Consider the following 23,062-nt stretch of genomic DNA (forward strand, 5'->3'; position numbering starts at 1 on the left):
GGCATCTGCTCGTCCTTACAGGAGCTCCCACAGCACGGGCATCTACCTCCCTGTGGGAGCCACGCTCTGCGGGGCGATGCGCCGCGCAGCGGCGCTGGCGGTTATCCGCCACGTCAGCGACATCCACTGGGGCGCCTGCGGCGCCAATCGCTCGGCGGAGCCAAGCTCCCACAAGGCAGGCATCTGCTCGTCCTTTACAGGAGCTCCCACAGCACGGGCATCTACCTCCCTGTGGGAGCCACGCTCTGCGGGGCGATGCGCCGCGCAGCGGCGCTGGGCGGTTATCCGCCACGTCAGCGACATCCACTGGGGCGCCTGCGGCGCCGATCGCTCGGCGGAGCCAAGCTCCCACAAGGCAGGCATCTGCTCGTCCTTACAGGAGTCCCACAGCACGGGCATCTACCTCCCTGTGGGAGCCACGCTCTGCGGGGCGATGCGCCGCGCAGCGGCGCCAGGTGGTCATCGGCCAGCTAGGCGACCACCGCCAAGGCGCCTGCGGCGCCGATCGCTCGGCGGAGCCAAGCTCCCACAAGGCAGGCATCTGCTCGTCCTTACAGGAGCTCCCACAGGGAGCGATGCGCCGCAGCCGAACACCGTCTCCTACCCCTCGGCATCAACGACCAGCGGCAGGCGCCGGTCGAGCAGGGTGCGCCAGCGCACCAGTACCGGCGCGTCGCTGTGGCTCACCCGGCCCAGCAGCCCGCGCAGCTCCTCGCGGGCCGCCTGGTCATCGGGGTCGATCAGGGTCAGCCACAGCTCCAGGGCACACAGCTGCTGGTGCAGGTTGCCATCGTCGCGAGCCTGGGCCAGGGCCTGCTCGGCCAGCGCCCGCACCTCCTCGCGGGAGTGCCCCAGGCGATGGCGGACCCGCACCAGGTGCAGGGCCAGCTCGGGCACGAACAGGGTGGTGCGCTCGCGGGCGATCAGCAGGGTCTGGTCGAGATAGTCCTCGGCCCGCGCCAGCTCGCCCAGGGCGATGCAGGCGTCCACGTACCACAGCGCCGGGCGCTGGTAGCGGTCGCGACCGGTGACCTCGGAGAGCTCCTCCAGGGCGGCTTCGATCTGGGAGAGGCCCTCGCGGTCGCCGGAGAGGGCCCGCTGCCAACCGAGCACCGCGCGGGCGGCAATCTGCCACAGGTGCAGGTCGGGCGTGCAGGTCAGCTTGAAGGCGCGTTCGGCGCGGCTCGCCGCCAGGTGCACATGGCCCAGCTGGCGGTAGAGGGCCGAGGCGTAGAGCAGCGCCATGGCCAGGCTGCCGGGATGGTTGATCTGCTCGGCGAGGCGGATGGCCGACTCGACCTGTTGCTCCGCCCGGCGGTAATCGCTGCGCAGGCAGAGGGCCCAGCCCTGGAAGCACGCCGCCGCCACCTGGGGATGGTCGGAAAACGGCAGCCACTCGATCATCATCGGGGCGTTGAGCGGATCGATCTCCTCGAGGTGATCGTAGGCCTGGCCGATGCGGCCGGCCCAGTACTCGCAGCTGGCCCGGGCGTAGTCGGCGAGGCGGCGGTAGCGCGGATCATCGAGCTGGGCCGCCAGATCGGCCAGCCGCGAGGCCAGCGAGAAGGCGTCGGCATGGGAGTGGCGCTGGCTGCAGCCCACCCAGAGCCCCCAGTTGACGAGGAAGGCCTGCTCGACATCGGCCGCCTCGCCGCCGTTGCCGGCGAGCAGCTCGCGGGCCTTGGCGAAGCTCTCGTGGGCGGTCGGCGAGCCGTGGCCCTCCAGCGCGAAGGCGGCCTGGCCGCGCACGGTGAGCAGGCTGATCTCGCGTTCCCCCTGGTCGCCCACATGGCGCAGGCTGGCCAGGCCGAAATCGGCCATCTTCAGCGCCGTACGATTGGCGCTGACCTTGAGCGCCTCGCGGGCGGCCAGCTCGAAGTAGCGCGCCCCGCGGGCATAGTGCCCACTGCGGCGCAGGTGGGTGGCGAAGTCACCCGGGTGGCGGCTGATCCACATCGGGAATCGCTCCTCGATCAGCTCGACGACCTGGCGGTGGAGCGCCACCCGCACGTCGCGGGGACAGGACAGGTACGCGGCCTCCTGGAGCAGCTGGTGGGTGAACTGGTACTCGCGTCCGCCCTCCTCGCCTTCGGCCGGTTCGATGATCTCCAGCCGGCGCATCTGCTCCAGCGCCCGGGTCAGCCGCGACATCTCCCAGCCGCTGCACTCGGCGAGGAAGTCGAGGCGGAAGCGCCGCCCCAGCACCGCCGCCACGTGCGCCACCACACGGTCGCCGTCGAGCTGGTCGATGCGGCTGGCGAGCAGCCCCAGCAGCCCGCGGGGCAGCTCGTCGAGCTGCACGCTGCGCCCCTCGCGGCGATCCATGTCGACCCGCCGGCAGATCTCCTGCAGGTAGAGCGGCACGCCGTCGCAGCGTTCGATGATCTGGCCGCGCAGCCGCGGGCTGAGGTGCAGGCGATAGCGCCTGGCCAGCTGCGAGAGCAGCCGCGAGGCCTGCATGGCATCCAGTCGGCCCAGGGTGATCTGCTGGTCCCAGTGCAGCCGCGCCGGCAGAGCCTCGCGGCCATGGTGGCTGGCCACCAGCAGGAAGGCGCAATTGATCGGCAGCCGGGCCTGCAGGCCGGCCAGCACCTTGAAGGAGGGCTCGTCGAGCCACTGCAGGTCGTCGATCATCACCACCAGGGTACGCTCGCGGGTCAGGGTGGTGACCAGTTGCTGCATCAGCCCCACCACCAGCTCCACGGCCTCGCCGCTCTGGGTCAGCACCGCCACCTCGTCGGGCTCGCGCACCCCGAGCGCCTCCTCGAGCAGCTGGCGACGCCGCTCGTCGAGCTCGGGCGCGCCGATGGCCGCGAGCAGCCGTGACAGGGCCTCGGCGTCGATCTCGCCCGCCAACCGCCAGCGCAGCAGCAGCCGCGCCACGCCATAGGGCTCCTGGACCGAGAGCCGCGTCGTCGGCTGCCAGCAGATCGCCGCATCGCGGCTCTGCTCGAGCTGGCGGAAGCCGACCATCAGCGCCGACTTGCCCATGCCCGAGGGGCCGCGCACCAGCACGCTCTGGCGCAGGCCGATGCCGGCCCGGGCCAGGGCGTCGCGCAGGGTGCGCAGCGCCGACTCGCGGCCGATCAGGCTGGGCGGCAGTGCCTCGCGCCCCCCCTCGTTCGCACCGAGGACGAGCGCGCGCAGGCGCACCCGGCCGTCGCACGCCACCAGTCGCGACGACAGCCGCGGCTGCAGATCGAGCGCCGGCGGCATGTGCTGGCTCGCCTCCTGGGAGATCACCAGTTCGCTGCTCTCGGCGGCGCTCATCAGGTCCAGCGAGCCCTGGCTCACCTGGCCCAGGGGATCGACCATATGCCGCTCGGGCAGGTAGACCACCCGCCCGCTGTTGAGGCCGGCGGCGAGCTCGACTCGCGGCGGCTCGCCCTCGCCGCTCCAGTGGCGGACCGACTCCTCGGGCAGCATCCGCCGGCAGTGCTCGAAGAGCGCCACCAGCTCGGCGAGCTGGTGGGCCGGGCCGTGGGTACCGAAGCAGGCCAGCCCCAGGCCCCCGGAGGCGCCGGGCAGCCAGAACCCCCCCAGGTGGTGGCACTGCTGCTCGAGCCAGCGCATCAGCTCGAACTGCAGCGCCAGGCAGGCGCGGGTCTCGGCCCGCGAGGAGAGATCGCCCTTGAGGCGCAGGCGAATCGCCATCACCGAGAGCTGGCGCTGCTCGATCTCGTCCTCGCGCAGCGGCGAGCTGTCCGCCGCCAGGGTGCGCGAGAAACCGTTCTGTGCAGCGAGACCGTGACAGTCGGACGAGGCATCGGACCAGTAGCGGGCCAGTTGCAGGAAGGCCGGCTCCGGCTGCTGGCCGGAAAGCGCCAGCAGCTGCAGGTAGGCGTTGTACTGCTCGTGGGCGGCGGCCAGTTGCCCCTGCTCGGCGAGCTGGTGCACCAGCCGCTCGTGGAAGGGGCCATAGCCGGGAAAGCGGCTGACCAGGGCCTGCAGCAGGTGGTCGGGAATCGGATCGTGCTGCTCGAGCACCGCCTCGGCGAAGCGGATCACCCGCTGGCGCCACTCGTTGCGTACCTGCACCAGCCAGCGCTGGAACTCGGCGCAGGTCGCGAGCTGCAGCTCCTCCACCAGGTCGCCCTGGTAATCCGCGAGCAGCGCCTCCAGGGTGGCCACGTCCCGCGGCCCCTTGAGATGCGCCTGGACCTCGTGGAGATCGAACTCCCAGCGCTCCGGCAGGCGGAAGGCGATGGTCTGGCGCGACACCACCAACACCTTCTCGGCGACCTCGCCCAGCGACTGGCGCAGGCAGTGCAGGGCATGGCGCAGGTTGGTTCGCCCCGACGACAGCCCCTGGTCGGGCCACAGCAGCTCGGCCAGGGTGGCTCGGTTCACGGGCTGCTGGTGCAGCAGCAGGTAGACCAGCAGCGCCTTGACCTTGTCGTAGCTGAACTGGGAGATCGCATCCTCGCCCAGGGTCAGCGTGAAATGGCCGAACAGCGCCAGCTGGTCCGGTCCCTTGGTGTCAACGACGTCGGAGGAATCCCGCATCATGATCGATCCTGCGTGGCGAAAGCGGATGCCTCAGGCCGGCACGCCGCTGTGGAAACGAAACACCGTATCGGGCGAGGCGATCAACTCCCTCTCGCACTCGGCGAAGAAAGCGACGCGTGACTCGATGGGCGCCGGGGAGAGATGCCGGGCCAGCATCAGATAATCCTCGTAGTGGCGTCCTTCCGACTTAACCAGACTGCGATAGAACTTGGCAAGTTTGTCATCGAGGTGCGGGATCAGCCGCGCGAAACGCTCGCAGCTGCGCGCCTCGATGAAGGCGCCGATGATCAGGATATCGACCAGTCGCTCGGGTTCTTGAGCCCGCACATGACGACGCAGTCCCTCGGCGTAGCGAGACGCACCGATATGGCGGTAGACGATGCCGCGCGCCTCCATCAGGTTCACCACCTGCTCGAAGTGCAGCAACTCCTCGCGGGCGAGCTGCGACATCTTGGTCAGCAGCAGCGGCTGGTCCACGTAGCGGTAGAGCAGGCTCATCGCCGTGGAGGCCGCCTTCTTCTCGCACTGGGCATGGTCGATCAGCAGCAGCTCGGGATTCTCCAGCGCCCAGGCCACCCAGGCGTCGGGGGTACGGCAGGCGAGGAAGGCGAGCAGGTCGGCGGGCAGCAACGCCTCGGCGTCGTGCACGTCCCGGGTCTCGGCAAGGGTCTCTGGCATGGTCGTCGGCTCGCTAGGGGGTTCAGGAGAGGGTCGCATCGCCGGCCCGTCGCCGCTCGGCGGCATCCGCCAGGGCCGCGCTCAGGCGCGCATGCAGTTCACCGACCTCCAGGTCGCCGAATGCCTCCCGGGGCGCCAGGCCGTAGCGGGAGAGGTCACGCATCCGCTCGCGCCCCACCCGCAGCAGCTCCACGGCCCGCGACAGCGGCGGTTGCTCGGGGCGGACGCGGATGCGGTGACGCTCGAGCTGGGCCGCGAGGCGCTCGGCATCGACCAGCCGCAGGTAGTGCCCGGCCACCGTCTCGCGCAGGGCGTCCAGCTCGGCCATGCGCTCGCCCCGCTCGGCCGCGGTCAGTGCGAACCAGTCGCGGATCTCGTCGTCGCCGCGCTGGCAACCGCGGCACACCCGATCGCCCAGGGTGGTGGAGCAGAGCCCGACGCAGGGCGAAGTGATGGTGGCACCCATGAACACCTCATCCGTTGATACGTCACCAATGGTAACGCGGGCAGCCTTGCGTGACATCATGTAGCGGCACCGATATCCCGCCGACCAAAGTTCAAGGCCCCCGTCACGGGGCTCGCTTAACATTGTCGACAGTTTGGCGTAGAATCGCGGCCACTCAGTGACTAGGTAGTTTCACTAGCCAAAGCGGCCATTTCGCCGACGTTCTTCGTCGAATCGGCGTGCTTTGGCCACCACAACAGATGAGGGCCCCAACGTGCTTGAAGCCTATCGCCAACATGTCGAGGAACGCGCCGCCGAAGGCGTCCCGCCGAAGCCGCTGAACGCCGAGCAGGTCGCCGCGCTGATCGAGCTGCTGAAGAGCCCACCCGCCGGCGAGGAGGAGTTCATCCTCGACCTGCTGACCAATCGCGTTCCCCCGGGGGTCGACGAGGCGGCCTACGTCAAGGCCGGCTTCCTCACCGCCATCGCCAAGGGCGAGGCCGAGTCGCCGCTGATCGACAAGGTGCATGCGGTCAAGCTGCTGGGCACCATGCAGGGCGGCTACAACATCGTCTCCCTGGTCGAGCTGCTCGACGACGCCGAGCTGGCCAAGGAAACCGGCGAACAGCTCAAGCACACCCTGCTGATGTTCGACGCCTTCCACGACGTGGAAGAGCGTGCCCGCGCCGGCAACGCCGTGGCCAAGGACGTCCTCCAGTCCTGGGCCGACGCCGAGTGGTTCCTCTCCCGGCCCGCCCTCGCCGAGAAGATCACCCTCAGCGTGTTCAAGGTGCCCGGCGAGACCAACACCGACGACCTCTCCCCCGCTCCGGATGCCTGGTCGCGCCCCGATATCCCGCTGCACGCCAACGCCATGCTCAAGAACGAGCGCGACGGCATCGAGCCGGAAGTCCCCGGCACCACCGGGCCGCTCGCGCAGATCGAGGCGGTCAAGGCCAAGGGCTTCCCGGTCGCCTACGTCGGCGACGTGGTCGGCACCGGCTCCTCGCGCAAGTCCGCCACCAACTCGGTGCTGTGGTTCTTCGGCGACGACATCCCCAACGTGCCCAACAAGCGCGCCGGCGGCTTCTGCTTCGGCGGCAAGATCGCCCCGATCTTCTTCAATACCATGGAAGATTCCGGCGCCCTGCCCGTGGAGATGGACGTCTCCACGATGGAGATGGGCGACGTCATCGACGTCTATCCCTATGCAGGCAAGGTGTGCAAGCACGGCACCGACGAGGTCGTCACCACCTTCGAGCTCAAGACCCAGCTGATCCTCGACGAGGTGCGCGCCGGTGGCCGCATCCCGCTGATCATCGGCCGCGGCCTGACCGGCAAGGCGCGCGAGTCGCTGGGCCTGCCCCAGTCCGACGTCTTCCGCCTGCCCGAGCAGCCCGCCGACACCGGCAAGGGTTACACCCTGGCCCAGAAGATGGTCGGCAAGGCCTGCGGCATGGAGGGCGTGCGCCCGGGCATGTACTGCGAGCCGAAGATGACCACCGTGGGTTCCCAGGACACCACCGGCCCGATGACCCGCGACGAGCTCAAGGACCTCGCCTGCCTCGGCTTCCAGGCCGACCTGGTGATGCAGTCCTTCTGCCACACCGCCGCCTACCCGAAGCCCGTGGACGTGGACACCCACCACACCCTGCCCGACTTCATCATGAACCGCGGCGGCGTGTCGCTGCGCCCGGGCGACGGCATCATCCACAGCTGGCTGAACCGCATGCTGCTGCCCGACACCGTGGGCACCGGCGGCGACTCCCACACCCGCTTCCCCATGGGCATCTCCTTCCCGGCGGGCTCGGGCCTGGTGGCCTTCGCCGCCGCCACCGGCGTGATGCCGCTGGACATGCCGGAATCGGTGCTGGTGCGCTTCAAGGGCAAGCGTCAGCCGGGCGTCACCCTGCGCGACCTGGTCCACGCCATCCCCTACTACGCCATCCAGGCCGGCCTGCTGACCGTCGAGAAGTCGGGCAAGAAGAACGCCTTCTCCGGCCGCGTGCTGGAGATCGAGGGCCTCGAGGATCTCACCGTCGAGCAGGCCTTCGAGCTCTCCGACGCCTCCGCCGAGCGCAGCGCCGCCGGCTGCACCATCACCCTGGGCGAGGACTCGGTCACCGAGTACCTGAAGTCCAACATCACCCTGCTCAAGTGGATGATCGCCAACGGCTACGGCGACAGGCGCACCATCGAGCGCCGCATCCTGGCCATGGAAGAGTGGCTGGCCAACCCGAGCCTGATGCGCGCCGACCAGGACGCCGAGTACGCCGAGGTCATCGAGATCGACCTCGAGGAACTCAAGGAGCCGGTGCTCTGCGCCCCCAACGACCCCGACGACGCCCGCCTGCTCTCCGACGTGGCCGGCGAGAAGATCGACGAGGTGTTCATCGGCTCGTGCATGACCAACATCGGCCACTTCCGCGCCGCGGGCAAGCTGCTCGAGAAGCAGCCGGCCGGCAGCCTCAAGACCCGCCTGTGGCTGGCCCCGCCGACCAAGATGGACCAGCACCAGCTGACCGAGGAAGGCTACTACGGCATCTACGGCCGCGCCGGGGCGCGCATGGAGATGCCGGGCTGCTCGCTGTGCATGGGCAACCAGGCCCGCGTCGCCGCCAAGAGCACCGTGGTCTCCACCTCCACCCGCAACTTCCCCAACCGCCTGGGCGACGGCGCCAACGTCTACCTGGCCTCGGCGGAGCTGGCGGCGGTCGCCGCGGTGGAGGGTCGCCTGCCGACCGTCGACGAATACCGCCGTTACATGGGCGAATTCGACGCCATGGCCGGGGAGATCTATCGTTACATGAACTTCCATGAGATCGAGGAGTATCAGAACGCCGCTTCCAACGTGATTCCGGTCGCCCAGGACGCCTGATACCCCGGATTCCGATAGAGTCAGGTTCGACTCCGATGCTCGCAACATCGATGGCCGTCGCGCGGCGGCCTGAGCCGATGACCGAAGCGCCCCATCCGGGGCGCTTTTTTTATCTGTCGCCCATCGGTGACGCCCCGGTACCTTTGGTTACCGAATACCGCTTGAGGGCCACGGGGGCCGACACTACGTTGAGGAGGGTCGATGCGCTCATACGGATGTTTGACCGCGTCGCCACCGAACCGACTGCCATGCCAAGGACTTCAAGGAGAGAACCATGTCAATCAGAACCCTCCTTACCGTTTCGCTCGCCTCCACCTCGCTGCTCGCCACCAACGCGATTCTCGCCGCCCCCGGTGACGACCAGCATGCCTACTTCGGCATCGGTACCGGCTTCAGCTCGCTGGAGAACGACCGCGACGACGTCGACGACTTCATCGAGGGCGGCAGCAGCGACTTCGATGTCGACGACGACGACAACGTCTGGAAGGGGTTCGTCGGCTATCAGTTCAACCGCTACCTGGCGGCCGAGGCCTTCTACGCCGACCTGGGCCGCGTGCAGCTACGCGGCAACGACGGCGCCAATACCGACCTGGAGTCCAGCGCCGCTGGGGCCAGCCTGGTCGGGCAACTGCCGGTGACCTCCTGGTTCACTCCCTTCGCCAAGGTCGGCGCGGCCCAGTGGGAAACCGACGTCGACGGCAACCTGGGCGACGTCAACCTCGACCTGCAGGACAACGACGGTTTCGATCCGGTCTACGGTGTCGGCGCCCAGTTCAACTTCGACCCGGTGCTGGTGCGCGCCGAATACGAACGCTACGACTTCGACAGCGACTTCCAGATCGACACCTTCACCGCCTCGGTGGGCATGCGCTTCTGACGCCCCGCCGCCGCCCGGTCCTCGCCCGGGCGGCGGCCCTCCCACCTGGCCAATACCCCCAGCGGCGCTTCGCGCCGCCATCGCCCCGCGGAGCGTGGCTCCCACAGGGTGGACGATGCCGGCGCCCCGGCGGATACCGCCTACAACCTGCCCGCCCAGCTCTCGGTGGCTTCGCGCAGCAGGCCGTGGACCACCCTGAATACCTCGGCATCCCGGCGGTAGGGGTCGGGAATCTCGCGGCCACTCCCGCCATTCAACCAGCGGCCAAGCAGCAGGGTCTTGCCCAGCGCAGCCGGGACCAGTTCCGCGGCGGCCCGGCGCTGCCCCTCGCTCATCACCAGCACCAGGTCGGCGGCATCGAGCATCGCGGCGTTGAGCTGGCGGGCCTGGTGGCCGTCCACATCCAGCCCGTCGGCCTCGGCCAGCGCCCGGGCGGTGGGCTCGACGCCGTGCCCCACCAGCGCGCCCAGCCCGGCGGATTCGATATGGCGGCCGGGCAGCCGCTCCCTGAGCATGGCGGCGGCCACCGGGCTACGGCAGATATTACCGACACAAACCACCAGGATATGCTGGAACATTCTCTCTCCGTCGTCAGCAAACTTTGGGGTCAGACCCCTATGTAAACTTTGGGGTCAGACCCCTAAGCGAAATTAGCGTCCTCGGCAGCGCCAGGCGGCGAGCAGGTTGACCAGCGCCATGGCGAGCAGCACCGCGGCGATCCAGCCCAGGGTGCCGACCAGGCTGTGGTAGGCGCCGGGGACATCGTGGGGGCGGAAGCCCATGCCGTACTCGGCCAGCCGGGTGAGGCCGTAGAGCAGCAGCGCCAGCAGCGAGAGCGGCAGCGCGAAGCGTCGCCGGGCGAGCCAGCGGGTCAGCCGCCAGGGCTCGCGGGGTTCGCGCTTCTTCGTGGCCGCCCGGGGGCGCGCCTTCGCCGGGGCACGGGCCGGCTTCTTCGCCGGGGCCCGCTGCGCCGGGCGCTTGGCCCGCCGCGCCGCGCCGCCGCCCGGCAACCCCCGCGCCAGCCACTGGCCGGTACGCAGCAACAGCCAGCCGAAGGTGAAGAACACGGACAGCGCCAGGCCACCCATCACCAGAAAATACGCCATGCGGCGATCCTTCGTTCACTGCAAAACCGCCATTCTGCCATATTCGAACGCGGCGGCGGTGGCCACGCCCGCCATATCGACACCGCCAAGGCGCCTATCGGCGCCAATCGCTCGGCGGAGCCAAGCTCCCACAAGGCAGGCATTGAGCCCCCTGTGGGAACCACGCTCTGCGGGGCGATTGCGGCGCGAAGCGGCGCCGGGAGTATCGGCTACGGCACCACGATGATCGGTACCGGGATGCGGGCGAGCAGTTGCGGGTCCTGCTCGGCGAGGCGGGCGAGCTCGGGGCGATGGAGCAGCAGGGCGCCGCTGCGGGCCCGGGCCAGGTGGCGTACCAGCGCCGTCGCGCCCATGGACGGCAGGGCCTCCACCCCGTCGAACAGCGGCGCCAGGGTGATCAGGGCGGTATCCGACAGTTGCGGGGCCGCGTCCGAGACCAGCCGCAGGGGGCCGCGGCTGGGCCGCAGGCGCTCGTCCCAGATGACCACGGTACAGGGCGCCTCGAGGATCAGCGCGCGGCTGGTGGAGCCCAGGCGCACCCCCCACTGCCCCGAGAGCCCGGCCTTGCCGAGCACCAGCACGTCGCCGGGACCGGCGAGCGCCAGCGCTTCGCTGGCCACGCGGCCGCGGCTGACCTGGAAGCGGTGGCGCACCTCGCGCCCGGCCACGGCGTCGGCCAGCGCCTGGCTGGCGCGCCGCACCTGACGGGCCAGGCTGGCCTCCAGCGCCTCCGGCGACAGCGGCCGGGCCAGGCCGCTCTGGGCGCCCACCTCGCAGGAGAAGGGAAAGGCCGCGCTGTGCAGCAGGTCGAGATCCTCGACGAACAGCGCCACCAGCTCGGCCTTCCGGCCGGCGGCGAGCTCCACCGCCGCGGCGAGCGCCGCCAGGCTCTGGCGCGAGGCGTCCAGCAGCGCCAGCACCCGCGCCGGCAGTTCAGCGGCGGCCTCGGGAGACGTGCGCGCCTCATCACTCATCGTCGTTCTCCCCGCCATTGCCGTTGCCGTTGTCGCCCTCCTCCTTCGCCCCCTCCTCCTTCACGCCCCCGCTCTTCTCGATCTCCCCCTTGCCCCGGGCGGCCTTGATCGTCTTGCGGAAGGAGGCGAGCCGCGACCGCACGCGGCCGTTCAGGCACGCGTCGGGGAAGGCGCCGTGCTCGTCGGCCTCGCCGTGCTCGAGCCCGGTGAGCAGCGCCAGCGCCTCGTCCACATGGTGGATCGCAAAGACCCGGAAGGTGCCGGCTTCCATGGCCTCGCGCACCTCGGCCTTGAGCATCAGGTGCTCGACATTGCTGGCCGGCAGCAGGACCCCCTGCCCGCTCAGCTCACCGCCGGCGCGGCAGACATCGAAGAAGCCCTCGATCTTCTCGTTGACGCCCCCCACCGCCTGAACCTCGCCGTGCTGATTGATCGAGCCGGTCACCGCCAGCGCCTGGTCGAGGGGCACCCGGGCGATGGCCGACACCAGGACGCAGACCTCGGCCACCGAGGCGCTGTCGCCCTCGGTGCCACCGTAGGACTGCTCGAAGGCGAGGCTCGCCGAGAGCGACAGCGGCGTGTCCAGCGCGTAGCGGTTGGCCAGGTAGCGCGACAGGATCATCACGGCCTTGGAGTGGACACGCCCGCCCAGGCGCGACTCGCGCTCGATGTCCACCACCTGGCCGCTGCCCGGGCGCGCGGTGGCGGTGATGCGGGTCGGCTGGCCGAAGGCGAAATCGCCGACCTGCAGCACCGAGAGGCCGTTGACCTGCCCCGTCACCCGCCCTTCGGTGGCGATCATCCGGGTGCCGCGGGTGATCTGCTCGTGGCTGAGCTCGCGGATGCGGCCGGCGCGCCACAGCTGCTGTGCCACCGCCTTGTCGACCTGGGCCCGGGAGATCACCGTGACGCCGGCCTCGTCGGCCCAGTGGTCGGCCTCGAGCAGCAGGTCGTGGAGGTCGCGGTGACGCGCGGTGAGCTTGCGCTGGTCGTCGGCCAGGCGGCTGGCCCGCTCGATCACCGCCGCCACGCCGCTGCGATCCAGCGGACGCAGCGCCGCCTCCCGCGCCAGGGTGGCGATCATCCGTGCATAGAACCCCTGCTGCGCCTCGTCGCGGACGAGCTCGTCCTCGAGGTCGGCCTGCACCTTGAACAGCTCGAGGAACTCCGGGTCGTGCTCGCACAGCAGGTAGTAGTGCAGCCGCTCGCCGAGCAGCACCACCTTGAGGTCCAGCGGGATCGGCTCCGGCTCCAGGGTGACGGTGCTGATCAGGCCGTAGGCCTGCTCCAGCGACTCGGTACGGATCTCGCCGGCACGCAGGATGCGCTTGAGCGTCTCCCAGGCGCCGGGCTGGGTCAGCACGCCGCGCACGTCGAGCACCAGGTAGCCGCCGTTGGCGCGGTGCAGGGCCCCGGCCCGGATCAGCGAGAAGTCGGTGAGCAGGGTGCCGTTGTGCACGTGGTGCTCGATGCGCCCGACCAGGTGCTGGTGGCTGGGCAGGTCCAGGTAGATCACCGGCGCCCCCTCGGTGTCGGCGTTGTCCACCAGCAGGTTGACCTGGAAGCGGCTGAACACCGCCTCGGGGGGAACCTCCGGGTCGTCGGCGTGGAAGGAGTCCACGTGCAGCAGGATCGCCTCGCGGATCGCCGTCAGGTGGGCCAGCACCCCCGCCTCGTCGGCGTAGCGCTCCTCGAGCTCGGCCAGGGGGGCGCCGATCACCGACTGCAGCATCTCCTCGTTGAGCGCCTGGACCTGGTCGCGCAGCTCCTTGGCCAGCCGCGGCATCTGGCGGATCGCCTGGGTCAGCTTGCGCTGCAGGATCTCCACCGTGCCCTCGATGCGCTCGCGGTCGTCCCTGGCCAGGGCCTCGTAGTCCTCCGGCGACATCATCTTGTCGCCGTCGGCCGGGGCGAAGGTGAAGCCGTTGGGGGTCGAGAGCAGGATGATGTCCTGCTCGCGGGCCTCGCGGCGCACCGCCTCCACCGCATCGTTCTGGCGCTCGCCCATGGCCTGCTTCATCTCGTGCAGGCGGTTCTGGTACTCCTCGCTCTCGAACACCGCGGGAATCGCCCGGCGCAGCTCCTCCACCAGCTGCTCGATGTCGGTGCGCAGCTGGCGGCCCAGGCCCGGCGGCAGCGCCATCTGGCAGGGCACCGTGGGGTCGTCGAAGTTGAACAGGTAGCACCAGTCCGGCGGTGGCGCCTCGCCCCGCGAGCGCTCGGTGAGAAAGCGCCCCACCAGGGAGTGCTTGCCATGCCCCGGCTGGCCGAGCACGAACAGGTTGAAGCCGTCGCTTCTGATCGCCGTGCCGAAGCTCAGCGCCTCCCGGGCCCGGTCATGGCCGCCGAGCAGGTCCAGCGACTCCAGCTCGCTGGTCACCTCGAAGGCGAAGGCCTCCTCCGGGCAGGCCCGATATACCTGCGTCACCTCCAGGGGTTCCACCATGGCATCTCTCCCTTTACCGTCACCGCCAGTATGGAAGATCGCCGGCCGGTGCGCCCGATATGGATCGAGGCACCGCCACGCTCTCCGGCCGCTCACGGGGATGCTATGCTGGCTATCAAGAACCCCGACCCGACACCCAGGAACAGCGAAGGACCGCTATGCCCTGCGATATCCGACACCTGCTGAATGTCACCGAGCATGGCCGGGGCAGCACGCCACTGGTCATGGTCCACGGCTTCGGCTGCGACCAGACCGTCTGGAGCCGGATCGTCCCCGTCTTCGAAGCCGACTACCGCATCATCCTGCTCGACCTCGCCGGCTTCGGCGCCTCCGACCGCAGCGCCTATGAGCCCGGGCGTCACGCCCGCCCCGAGGGCCATGCCGAGGACGTGGTCGCCCTGTGCGATGCCCTCGGGCTCGAGGACGCCATGCTGCTCGGCCACTCCATCGGCGGCACCATCGGCCTGATGGCGGCCATCGAGCGCCCCCGCACCTTCCGCCGGCTGTTGCTGGTCTGCAGCTCCGCCCGCTACCTGGACGACCCGCCGGCCTATTGCGGCGGCTACCGCCCCGAGCAGCTCGACGCCCTGCTGACACTGATGGAGCAGAACTACCTGGACTGGGCCAACAGCCTCTCGACGGTGGCCCTGGGCAATGCCGCCACCCCCGGCTGGCACCACGACCTGCAGCAACGCCTGCTGGCGGTCCCCCCCGAGGTGCTGCGCCCCCTGGCCCGCGCCGTCTTCCTCGGCGACATCCGTCACCTGCTGCCCCGGGTGCCGGTGCCCAGCGTGGTCGTGCAGACCACCCATGACGCCATCGTGCCGCTCAGTGCCGCCGACTACCTGCAGCGCCACCTGCCGGACAGCGAGCTGGAGCTGCTCGACTGTGCCGGCCACTATCCCCAACTCACCGCCCCCGAGCGGCTGACCCGGGCGCTCAAGGCCCACCTGCCCTCGCCGACGGCTCGCTGACCAGGGTGCCCTGACGATGCCTCCCCAGAAGGACGACCTCGCCCATTGGTGGAACCGCTCTCCCGACGGCCAACTGGTCATCGACGAGGGCGGCCATGTGCTGGCGATCAACCGCACCCTGGCCGACTGGTTCGGCCACCGGGCCGAGACGCTGGTCGACCGGCCCGCCAGCCAGCTGTTCACCCCCACGGCGCGGGTGATCTACCTCGGGCTGCTCGACTTCCGCCTGGCCAACCAGGGGCATGCCGACGAGATCCACCTCGAGCTCGCCATGCCCGAGGCCGCCCCGCTGCCGGTGATGTGCAGCGCCAGGAGCCTGGCGTACCAGGGCGCCAGGCTCACCCTGCTCGCCCTCACGCCGATTCCGCGCAAGCACCGCCTCGAGCGTGAACTGCTCGAGGCGCGCCGGGCCACCGAACGCGCCCTGCGCGAGAAGGACGCCATCATCGCCGAGCTCGAGACCCTCGGCACCCTGCTGGAGGGGCGTCGCGCCGAACTCGCGCGGCTCGACCGCACCCTCGATCGCCGGGCCACCACCGACCTGCTCACCGGCCTGCCCAACCGCCGGCGGCTCGACGACACCCTGGAGCTGCTGTTCGCCGCCGCCGAGCGCCACAAGGTCGCCAGCGCCTTCACCCTGGTGCGGCTCCACATCGACCACTTCGCGACCCTCAGCGAGCGCCACGGCCGTGCCCATGGCGACCGGGTCCTCGAGACCCTCGCCGACCTGCTGCGCGCCACCCTGCGCCTCGACGACCTGGCCGCCCGCGTCGGCGACGCCGAGTTCGTGCTGCTGATGCCCCACACCGGGCCCAGCGCCGCCCGGCCCGCCCTCGAGCGGCTGCGTCGCACCGTCGAGCACCATCCCTGGTCCCCCGCCCCGGTCACCCTGAGCATCGGGCTGGCCGGCTACCAGCCCGACGACACCGCCGCCAGCCTCTACCAGCGCGCCGAGCGGGCCCTCGACGCCGCCAGGCACGCAGGCCGCAACCGGGTCTGTGAATGACCGGCGGCGGCAGAGAAGCGAGGACGAAGGGGGGGGGCCGCCCGGGGTCAGACCCTGAGGGATCCCCAGGAGCCTTACTGAAAAAATCAGCAAGTTGAGAGCATCTTGGTGATGGACTGCCAGCGCTGGGTGGCCCTAAGGGGTCAGACCCCGGCGGTGTCGATACCGCTCGCAAGGCGCAGCATGATGGGCTTAGTGACTCGGTTGGGGTCTGACCCCATAGGGGCAGCTTCGGCGCCTTTTTCGTCGAACAAGCGATCAACGCCGAGAAAAACGTGGGGATTCGTCAGGGTCAGCCCCCCGAGGGGGAATCGCCCCGGCGCTGGCGGCGGCCGCCCCGGGGTCAGCCTCCCCATGGCCTCCCGGCAGCGACGCACTCGGCGCCCACCACGGTTCTATCTCTCGTCTCTCTTAGGCGCCACCCGAGGATTGAGTCTCAAGAACGCCAGCGGCCGGCATATGCCGGCCGCTGGTTGTTCAGGCAAGTCGGGGAACGGGGGCTCGTTCAGTCCACCCGATGCGGGCGTGGTGCTCGCGCTCCCCTCAGCAGGCCTTCGGTGCTCAAATCCTCGTCAAGATCAGGCCAGTGGATACCATATCCGCCACCCGCGATCTCCCAGTTATTGCGCTGAGCCGGAGTGGCACTACTCAACTTTGGATACCAGGCCAGAGGCACAGCAATAGCCCGACCATCCATCAGTTCCACGGTGAGACGATCATCGTCGACCTGCACGCTCATCACCCGAAGATCATTGTCAGATACCAAAGAATGCATTCCACGCCCCCTGAAAGGCCCATTCCCCATGGCAAGGATAGCCGCTCCTTGAAGGCTCGTCGGCACACAGGATAACGGCCATCGCCACCGGAAGGCCCCTCAGTCGAGGATATCGCGCAGCACCGCGTGGATGACATCGTTGGCGGTATCGACCAGCACCGCGTCGGGGCCGACGCGCTGCCAGCGGTAGCCGTCGTGGTGCGGCAGCTCGCCCAGCATCCGCTCGTCGAAGTTCCTGGCGATGCCCGGGGGCAGCGGCTTGCCGCGCGCCAGGTTCATGCGGATGCCGGGGGGCAGGCTGTCGCGGTCATCGACGCGGACCCAGTCGCGGCGCTGCTCGAAGATCCGCCGCACCTCGCGTTCGTCGATCCGCGGGCCATCGCGCCGCTCGTCACGATAGTCGCCGCGCGCCTCGCCGCGACTCTCACGCTCCCGCTCTCGCCAGTAGTCGCGATCGCGCTGGGGCGACTCGGCCTGCTGGCGCTGCTGGCCGGGGGCCTTCTTCTCCTGCCCCTGCCCCTGACCGCGGCCGGGGTTGTCGGCGGGCTGGGCCAGCGCCGGGCCGGCGGCCAGGGTGAGGCCGAGCAACGCGGCAAGCAGCATGGGGCCTGTGGTGGATCCGATCCCGCGCATGGCGAACTCCTTTCGGTGGGCATGTCCCCTCAGTGTAGGCGCCGGATGTGCAAGCCATGTGCAGCAAGCAAGAACACCGACCACGGCGCTTCCACTGCCGAGCGACATCGACCCTGGGGCGTTTTTCTTGAACTAAAGTCGAATGTAGTGGAAAATGCTTCCAAACTCATATCAAGGAGCGTGCCCCTTGCCCCCGGCGAGCCGGCCCGACACCACGCCATGACCCACGAACGCCTCGCGGCCCCCGGGGCCCAGCCCCTCGACCGCTCCCGCCCGGTGGCCATCGCCACCGAGCGCTTCCTGACCATCTGGGACAAGCCCCGCACCGCCGCCGATGGCCGGGCCCGGCAGCGCCGCACCCGGCGCCTGCCGCGGTTCTATCTGTAGTGATGGCGGCATAGTCGCAGAATAAAGGGCGGCGAGGCCCGCCCCTGAAGGGCGCCTGCGGCGCCAATCGCTCGGCGCAGCCAAACTCCCACAGGCAGGGACTCTACCACCCTGTGGGAGCCACGCTTTGCGGGGCGATGGCGGCGCGCAGCGGCGCTGGGCGGCTGTCGGCCACGCTGGCGGCTACCGCCAAGGCGCCTGCTGCGCCGATCGCTCGGCGCAGCCCGGCTCCCCATGCCCCTTACCCATACGAACGGGCCGCCGATCATCGATCGGCGGCCCGTGGTCTGGCGTCATCGCGGCCCGCGGGGCGGGCCCGAGCTTACTTGGCCTTGGGAGATGCGTCCTTGGCCTTGGGAGCGACTTCCTTGACCGCCTGGGTCGCGGTCTCGGTGGCCTGCTGCAGGCTTTCCTGGGCCTGCTGGACGCTGCCCTCGGTCAGCTTCTGGCCTTCCTGGATGAACTCCTGCTGCAGGGCCACGACCTTGTCGGCATCGCCCTTCAGGCGCTCGGACAGGTCATTGGCCACCTGCTGCTGGCCTTCCAGGTAGCTCTTCAGGCCCTCGGCATCCTTGACCTCCACCAGGCCGCGCAGCTGCGCCAGGCTGGAATCGGCATAGGCCTGGGTGGCGTCGAGCTGGGCGCTGACCAGCTTCTCGGTGAAGTCGATGGACAGGGCGGCGAAGGCGCGCGCCGGGCCGAAGAACACGGACTCGAGCTGGGCGGTGTCGAATGACTTGGCGTCGAAAGCGAATGCGTTGGTCATGATGGAACCTCCGGGGTTCTGAATGCCATGGAACGGGAGATTCCCGCTCTACTGCACTGCACAATAGCAGGGATTTTTGTGCAGTGCAACATCGCCGGGGGGCGCCTGCGGAGCCAAGCTCCCACAGGGAGGGAATCTACCGCCCTGTGGGAGCCACGCTTTGCGGGGCGATGGCGGCGCGAAGCGGCGCTGGGCGGCTGTCGGCCACGCTGGCGGCCACCGCCAAGGCGCCTGCGGCGCCGATCGCTCGGCGGAGCCAAGCTCCCACAGGGGGGCGGAAATGGAGGCCGTCCCTCATTAGCCCCATTGCCCTATCAGTCTCGACCCGGGAGAGTGCGTCAACTATAGTAGTCAAAGGTATTACCCCCATGATTCGGAGGCCAATATGGCAACCCCTACGTCCATCAAGCTGGATGACGAGCTGAAAGGTCGAGTGCAGCAGCTTGCCCAGGCCCGTCGGCGCACAGCCCACTGGATCATGCGTGAGGCGATCGCCGAGTATGTAGCGCGAGAGGAGAAGCGCGAGTCGTTCAAGCAGGACGCCCTCCGCGCGTGGGAGGAATATCAGCGAACCGGCCTGCACCTGACCCAGGAGGATGCCGACGCCTGGCTGGCAAGGCTTGAAGCCGGCGAGGATGTGGAGATTCCCGCTTGCCACAAGTGAACCTTGAGTGGACACCACAGGCCCTGACCGATGTGCAACGACGCTATCGTTTCCTCTCACACAAGAACCCCGATGCCGCCAGCCGAGCAGTGAAGGCAATCCGCGCCGGAATCGGGATTCTGGCACACCAACCCCAACTGGGGCGGCTCGTTGAAGACCTTGAACCGGAATATCGTGAATGGCCGATCGACTTCGGCAGTGACGGCTATATCGCATTGTACCGCCTCGATGGGCAGAAGGCCGTTATCCTCGCCGTCTGTCATCAGAAAGAAGCCGGGTACTGACATCTGGTAGCAATGACAGGGAAATGGGGGTCTGTCCCCGATTACCCTTACCCATACGAACGGGCCGCCGATCATCGATCGGCGGCCCGTGGTCTGGCGTCATCGTGGCCCGCGGGGCGGGCCCGAGCTTACTTGGCCTTGGGAGATGCTTCCTTGGCCTTGGGAGCGACTTCCTTGACCGCCTGGGTCGCGGTCTCGGTGGCCTGCTGCAGGCTTTGCTGGGCCTGCTGGACGCTGCCCTCGGTCAGCTTCTGGCCTTCCTGGATGAAGTCCTGCTGCAGGGCCACGACCTTGTCGGCATCGCCCTTCAGGCGCTCGGACAGGTCCTTGGCCACCTGCTGCTGGCCTTCCAGGTAGCTCTTCAGGCCCTCGGCATCCTTGACCTCGACCAGGCTGCGCAGCTGCGCCAGGCTGAAATCGGCATAGGCCTGGGTGGCGTCGAGCTGGGCGCTGACCAGCTTCTCGGTGAAGTCGATGGACAGGGCGGCGAAGGCACGCGCCGGGCCGAAGAACACGGACTCGAGCTGGGCGGTGTCGAATGACTTGGTGTCGAAAGCGAATGCGTTGGTCATGAGGGGAACCTCCGGGGTTCTGAATGCCATGGAACGGGAGATTCCCGCTCTACTGCACTGCACAGTAGCAGGGATTTTTGTGCAGTGCAACATCGATCGTGGCATCGGCGCCCGGGGGCAATGGGGGCTGCCCTGCCCGAGCCGTACGCGACTACAGGCGCCGAGGCTGCCCCTATGGGGTCAGACCCCAGCCAAGTCACGAAGCCCGTCATGGTGCGCCTTGCGAGCGGATTCGCCGCCGCCGGGGTCTGACCCCCTAGGGCCTCCCAACGTTGGCGACCCACCAACACCGCCACCTTGCTCTTGGCCGACCTTCCACCAGGGTCTTATCGACCATGGTGGAAGGTTACAAACACCACCACCGAGAGTCGGGCCCGGCAACGCCGCCCCGGCGCTTTCTCCAGGGGGATCACCGCTGGCGGCAGAACGACCAGCGGCCGGCATTGCTGCCGGCCACTGGTGGATTCAGGCGGGGTGGGGACATGGGAGCTACCCCTCATTGCCCTGATATCTATTATTGCTATTGGAGACTGCAAGTTCCGGCATCCAAGTCACAGTCAGTATCAGTATCTCCGGGGCCAGCCGCAGCCACTGAGAAGGTAAAGGGGCTAGCAGCGGTCTCAAAATCCGTCGCGGCCGGTGCGTCGCACGCCGACCAAGTCATCGTTGGCACTGTAAAGGGAGCATCTTGCCTTTCAACGGCTACCAGCCGTGCAAATGAAGTTGCCTCAGACAAACAAGCATTGTTGGCCGAACGCGCCGTATAAGCTTGATACTGCGGAATCGCTATCGCCGCGAGAATCCCGATGATCGCCACCACGATCAACAGCTCGATCAGGGTAAAACCGCTCTGGCCGGTCTTCATGTCTTTCTGCATGCCTTGATTCTTCATGGCCCTTGCTCTTATCAACCGTGGTCCGTCTTGCGATCCGCCCCGAGCGAGCATGCGTTGGGTGGCGAGCTGGGGTCGCCACCTCCGCAGGTAGCCATTAAGCGCCTTCATGCAGGGCGGCTGGAAACAGGGGGCTTGTCTCTCATTACTCATTACTCCTCCTTACTCCCATACATTTTATTTTCCATTATCATTCTGAGTCATCCTGATCCATGGAATTTTCTCAGCTTCAAAAACAGCCCCAAACTCATTGATATCCAAAACCCTAGGCTGATGATCACTAACAACCAACACGTCAACGCCCTTCATCGCTTCGTCATCAAGCAGGCTAGCTAGTTCATAAAAAAACTGCGCGTGTAACTTTAAGTTCCTACAAGACTCACCTTCACCTACCCCAAACTTTTCGCAATCAAACCTATCAATAAAAATATCCCTTTCATCATATAATGAGTGACTATTGAGTGTCAGCCAGTAAAAAAAACCCTTTTCATTGTTGGAAAAAAAGGAAGAAACCTCAGCCATCATGTCAACATCGCATGCCCCCGGGAAAGAATAACATCTCCTAGGCCAATCCCTTGCCTCAAAGGAAACAAACTCCTCAAATCCCGCTCTAGGGTACCAGAACCTTCTATCGTACATAGTGCTCATTGCACCATGTTGAGCAACGGTTATGAAGCCTTCGCTCTGTAAAACTCTTGGCAGGCAATTTTCGAACCCCTCAGTCAGATTTTTTAAGTTATAGTGTTCGGGGTATAGCCTACAAAGCTCCCTCAACTCTCCTGCCACTGTTGATCCCGAGAATGAAATCTCTCCACTTTGAACCTCGATATAATTTAGCTCATATAATGGCCCAAGAATTTCAGCTTGAATTTCTTTCTCTTTCGGAACACCCCAGGATTCAACAACGATGAGAAGCAATTGATCTCCAATTTCCCCCTTCTCCATTTCTTCTAGCCAAATATCGCTTGCACTCTTCCCACGATAAACCAAAAGAGGATCGCCTTCCCTATGGAAATTGCTTGAAAAGCCCGCCAGCCTGTGAGTAATAAAATAAACGGACTGGCTAGATAAAGGATTTTCAGCCACCCTTCTATATGAACCCGTATCGTTATCTCCTAAGGCATATGGCATCAACAGATACGAAAAAATTACGACATTAAAAGAAACAAGGGAGTCCACCCTTGACAAGCGCTTACCAAGAAGCACGTGAACATATATACCAAAGCCAAAGAGAAGCAAACCAACACCCAAAAGAAACTTATAGTATGCTGGAGCCAGCAGAATGAACGAAAGAAAGTAAAAAACATCTTGGAAACGGACAAAGGGAAAAAGCTGACCTGCCAACGAAAGCATATCGATCAACAAAAAAAACATTACAAAAAACCCACCGACCACCTTACGTCCAAAAGCAAACAAAACAACAGACAATGCATAATCAATGTTCAGATAAGGCCTGACCAAGCCATAATAATCAGATAAAAGATAAATAAGAATGTTCGGAAGAAAAAGAAATCCAGAAAAAACAAGAAGAAATCCAAAAAAAGGCCTCAACCCTCCCTGCGTAGAATTTGACTCACACAACTTCGAGCCAATTAGTCTGCGGCAAGTCAGCACTGTCTTTCCCTCGACACACTTTCCTGGCTAATCAAAAAAACCAAGAAGAAGTGAAAAAAGGCCGGCAAAGCCGGCCTATCGCATCAATCATAACCTAGGCCTTGGGCGAGAAACACACCCTCGACCATCAGACTTACTTAAGAGGCCGGTGTAAGAGTACAGGCACCACCATTCGCAAGATCACATGAGATAGAACCCGTACCCGGATCCTCAGGTGTGGCCGTGAATGTTACGTAGTCTGACGGTGCAGTGATAGCCTGACATGCACTAGCATTATGGGTAGGAACTGTTCCATCAGGATCACTAAGTTCGGCCAACACTACATTAGCATATGCCTTAGCTTCAGCCAGGCAAGCACGATCTGCACTCCGTACCGTATAACTCTGATACTGCGGAATCGCAATTGCCGCCAGAATACCGATGATCGCCACCACGATCAGCAGCTCGATCAGGGTAAAGCCGCCCTGCCCGCTCTTCACTCGCCTCATGTCCTGCATATCTTGCTTCATCATCGCCCTGCCCCTTGCACCTGTCCGCCGTGGCCGGTCTGGCCTTTGCCTTCTTCTGCAGCCCGTGCGGAAT

Annotated in this window: 21 protein-coding genes; 7 read left to right on the top strand and 14 right to left on the bottom strand. The window is 66.7% G+C overall.

Features of this window, described 5'->3' with window-relative positions; genetic code table 11:
- Nucleotides 1-600: 600 nt before the first annotated feature.
- The 3 genes from QLQ85_RS10640 to QLQ85_RS10650 are packed head-to-tail and all read right to left on the bottom strand — an operon-like array spanning nt 601 to nt 5,653.
- Nucleotides 601-4,506: an AAA family ATPase gene (locus QLQ85_RS10640; RefSeq protein WP_282738985.1), complete on the bottom strand. Its 3,906-nt coding sequence runs from the start codon at nt 4,504-4,506 to the stop codon at nt 601-603.
- 33 nt (nt 4,507-4,539) lie between these two features.
- Nucleotides 4,540-5,187 carry a tRNA-(ms[2]io[6]A)-hydroxylase gene (gene miaE / locus QLQ85_RS10645; protein WP_282738963.1) on the bottom strand — a complete coding sequence of 216 codons (648 nt, stop codon included), beginning with the start codon at nt 5,185-5,187 and terminating at the stop codon, nt 4,540-4,542.
- A 22-nt stretch (nt 5,188-5,209) separates the two neighbouring features.
- A complete protein-coding gene (locus QLQ85_RS10650) occupies nt 5,210-5,653 on the bottom strand; it encodes a DUF1289 domain-containing protein (RefSeq protein ID WP_282720660.1) in 444 nt (147 codons plus the stop codon).
- A 253-nt stretch (nt 5,654-5,906) separates the two neighbouring features.
- Here QLQ85_RS10650 and acnB point away from each other — a divergent pair, with 253 nt between their 5' ends.
- Nucleotides 5,907-8,510, top strand: coding sequence for a bifunctional aconitate hydratase 2/2-methylisocitrate dehydratase (gene acnB / locus QLQ85_RS10655; RefSeq protein ID WP_282738964.1), 2,604 nt, complete (start codon nt 5,907-5,909; stop codon nt 8,508-8,510).
- Nucleotides 8,511-8,784: 274 nt separating this feature from the next.
- Nucleotides 8,785-9,387 carry an outer membrane beta-barrel protein gene (locus tag QLQ85_RS10660; protein WP_282738965.1) on the top strand — a complete coding sequence of 201 codons (603 nt, stop codon included), beginning with the start codon at nt 8,785-8,787 and terminating at the stop codon, nt 9,385-9,387.
- A 140-nt stretch (nt 9,388-9,527) separates the two neighbouring features.
- Here QLQ85_RS10660 and QLQ85_RS10665 read toward each other — a convergent pair whose 3' ends face one another.
- From QLQ85_RS10665 to QLQ85_RS10680, 4 genes are all read right to left on the bottom strand, one after another.
- Complete coding sequence (locus QLQ85_RS10665) at nt 9,528-9,965, bottom strand: low molecular weight protein-tyrosine-phosphatase (RefSeq protein WP_282738966.1); 438 nt, start codon at nt 9,963-9,965, stop codon at nt 9,528-9,530.
- A gap of 72 nt (nt 9,966-10,037) precedes the next feature.
- On the bottom strand, nt 10,038-10,493 hold the full coding sequence (locus QLQ85_RS10670; protein ID WP_282738967.1) for a hypothetical protein: 456 nt from the start codon (nt 10,491-10,493) through the stop codon (nt 10,038-10,040).
- Nucleotides 10,494-10,702: 209 nt separating this feature from the next.
- Nucleotides 10,703-11,467: a universal stress protein gene (locus QLQ85_RS10675; RefSeq protein WP_282738968.1), complete on the bottom strand. Its 765-nt coding sequence runs from the start codon at nt 11,465-11,467 to the stop codon at nt 10,703-10,705.
- Nucleotides 11,460-13,913: a Lon protease family protein gene (locus tag QLQ85_RS10680; protein WP_282738969.1), complete on the bottom strand. Its 2,454-nt coding sequence runs from the start codon at nt 13,911-13,913 to the stop codon at nt 11,460-11,462. Before QLQ85_RS10680 ends, QLQ85_RS10675 begins: the two co-directional genes overlap by 8 nt.
- Nucleotides 13,914-14,071: 158 nt before the next feature.
- Between QLQ85_RS10680 and QLQ85_RS10685 the strand changes: the two genes are divergently transcribed.
- Together QLQ85_RS10685 and QLQ85_RS10690 are read left to right on the top strand one after the other, a co-directional pair.
- On the top strand, nt 14,072-14,887 hold the full coding sequence (locus tag QLQ85_RS10685) for an alpha/beta fold hydrolase (protein WP_282738970.1): 816 nt from the start codon (nt 14,072-14,074) through the stop codon (nt 14,885-14,887).
- Between the two features lie 16 nt (nt 14,888-14,903).
- Nucleotides 14,904-15,893: a sensor domain-containing diguanylate cyclase gene (locus QLQ85_RS10690; protein WP_282738971.1), complete on the top strand. Its 990-nt coding sequence runs from the start codon at nt 14,904-14,906 to the stop codon at nt 15,891-15,893.
- 505 nt (nt 15,894-16,398) lie between these two features.
- Here the strand turns inward: QLQ85_RS10690 and QLQ85_RS10695 are convergent.
- Together QLQ85_RS10695 and QLQ85_RS10700 are read right to left on the bottom strand one after the other, a co-directional pair.
- On the bottom strand, nt 16,399-16,668 hold the full coding sequence (locus QLQ85_RS10695; RefSeq protein ID WP_282738972.1) for a DUF2442 domain-containing protein: 270 nt from the start codon (nt 16,666-16,668) through the stop codon (nt 16,399-16,401).
- 99 nt (nt 16,669-16,767) lie between these two features.
- Nucleotides 16,768-17,301 carry an anti-virulence regulator CigR family protein gene (locus tag QLQ85_RS10700; RefSeq protein WP_282738973.1) on the bottom strand — a complete coding sequence of 178 codons (534 nt, stop codon included), beginning with the start codon at nt 17,299-17,301 and terminating at the stop codon, nt 16,768-16,770.
- Between the two features lie 219 nt (nt 17,302-17,520).
- Between QLQ85_RS10700 and QLQ85_RS10705 the strand changes: the two genes are divergently transcribed.
- Entirely contained in the window at nt 17,521-17,688 is a 168-nt protein-coding gene (locus QLQ85_RS10705) for a hypothetical protein (RefSeq protein WP_282720650.1), read from the top strand.
- 322 nt (nt 17,689-18,010) lie between these two features.
- On the opposite strand, the gene QLQ85_RS10710 is transcribed toward QLQ85_RS10705, so the two are convergent.
- Entirely contained in the window at nt 18,011-18,454 is a 444-nt protein-coding gene (locus tag QLQ85_RS10710; protein ID WP_282738974.1) for a phasin family protein, read from the bottom strand.
- Between the two features lie 385 nt (nt 18,455-18,839).
- On the opposite strand from QLQ85_RS10710, the gene QLQ85_RS10715 reads away from it, so the two are divergent.
- Both QLQ85_RS10715 and QLQ85_RS10720 read left to right on the top strand, forming a co-directional pair.
- Complete coding sequence (locus QLQ85_RS10715; protein ID WP_282738975.1) at nt 18,840-19,118, top strand: CopG family ribbon-helix-helix protein; 279 nt, start codon at nt 18,840-18,842, stop codon at nt 19,116-19,118.
- A complete protein-coding gene (locus QLQ85_RS10720; protein ID WP_282738986.1) occupies nt 19,115-19,402 on the top strand; it encodes a type II toxin-antitoxin system RelE/ParE family toxin in 288 nt (95 codons plus the stop codon). Before QLQ85_RS10715 ends, QLQ85_RS10720 begins: the two co-directional genes overlap by 4 nt.
- A 128-nt stretch (nt 19,403-19,530) precedes the next feature.
- Here QLQ85_RS10720 and QLQ85_RS10725 read toward each other — a convergent pair whose 3' ends face one another.
- The 4 genes from QLQ85_RS10725 to QLQ85_RS22820 all read right to left on the bottom strand — a co-directional run bounded on the left by QLQ85_RS10725 (nt 19,531) and on the right by QLQ85_RS22820 (nt 22,992).
- Entirely contained in the window at nt 19,531-19,974 is a 444-nt protein-coding gene (locus QLQ85_RS10725; protein WP_282738976.1) for a phasin family protein, read from the bottom strand.
- Between the two features lie 520 nt (nt 19,975-20,494).
- Nucleotides 20,495-20,866, bottom strand: a complete 372-nt coding sequence (locus QLQ85_RS22870; protein WP_407650378.1) for a prepilin-type N-terminal cleavage/methylation domain-containing protein — start codon at nt 20,864-20,866, stop codon at nt 20,495-20,497.
- 177 nt (nt 20,867-21,043) lie between these two features.
- Complete coding sequence (locus tag QLQ85_RS10735; protein WP_282738977.1) at nt 21,044-22,480, bottom strand: sulfatase-like hydrolase/transferase; 1,437 nt, start codon at nt 22,478-22,480, stop codon at nt 21,044-21,046.
- Between the two features lie 137 nt (nt 22,481-22,617).
- The gene (locus tag QLQ85_RS22820; protein ID WP_407650379.1) at nt 22,618-22,992 is read right to left on the bottom strand and encodes a pilin; all 375 of its coding nucleotides are present in this window, start codon (nt 22,990-22,992) and stop codon (nt 22,618-22,620) included.
- Nucleotides 22,993-23,062 lie beyond the last annotated feature (70 nt).

This window comes from Halomonas kalidii, assembly GCF_030010475.1.
GTDB lineage: Bacteria > Pseudomonadota > Gammaproteobacteria > Pseudomonadales > Halomonadaceae > Halomonas > Halomonas heilongjiangensis.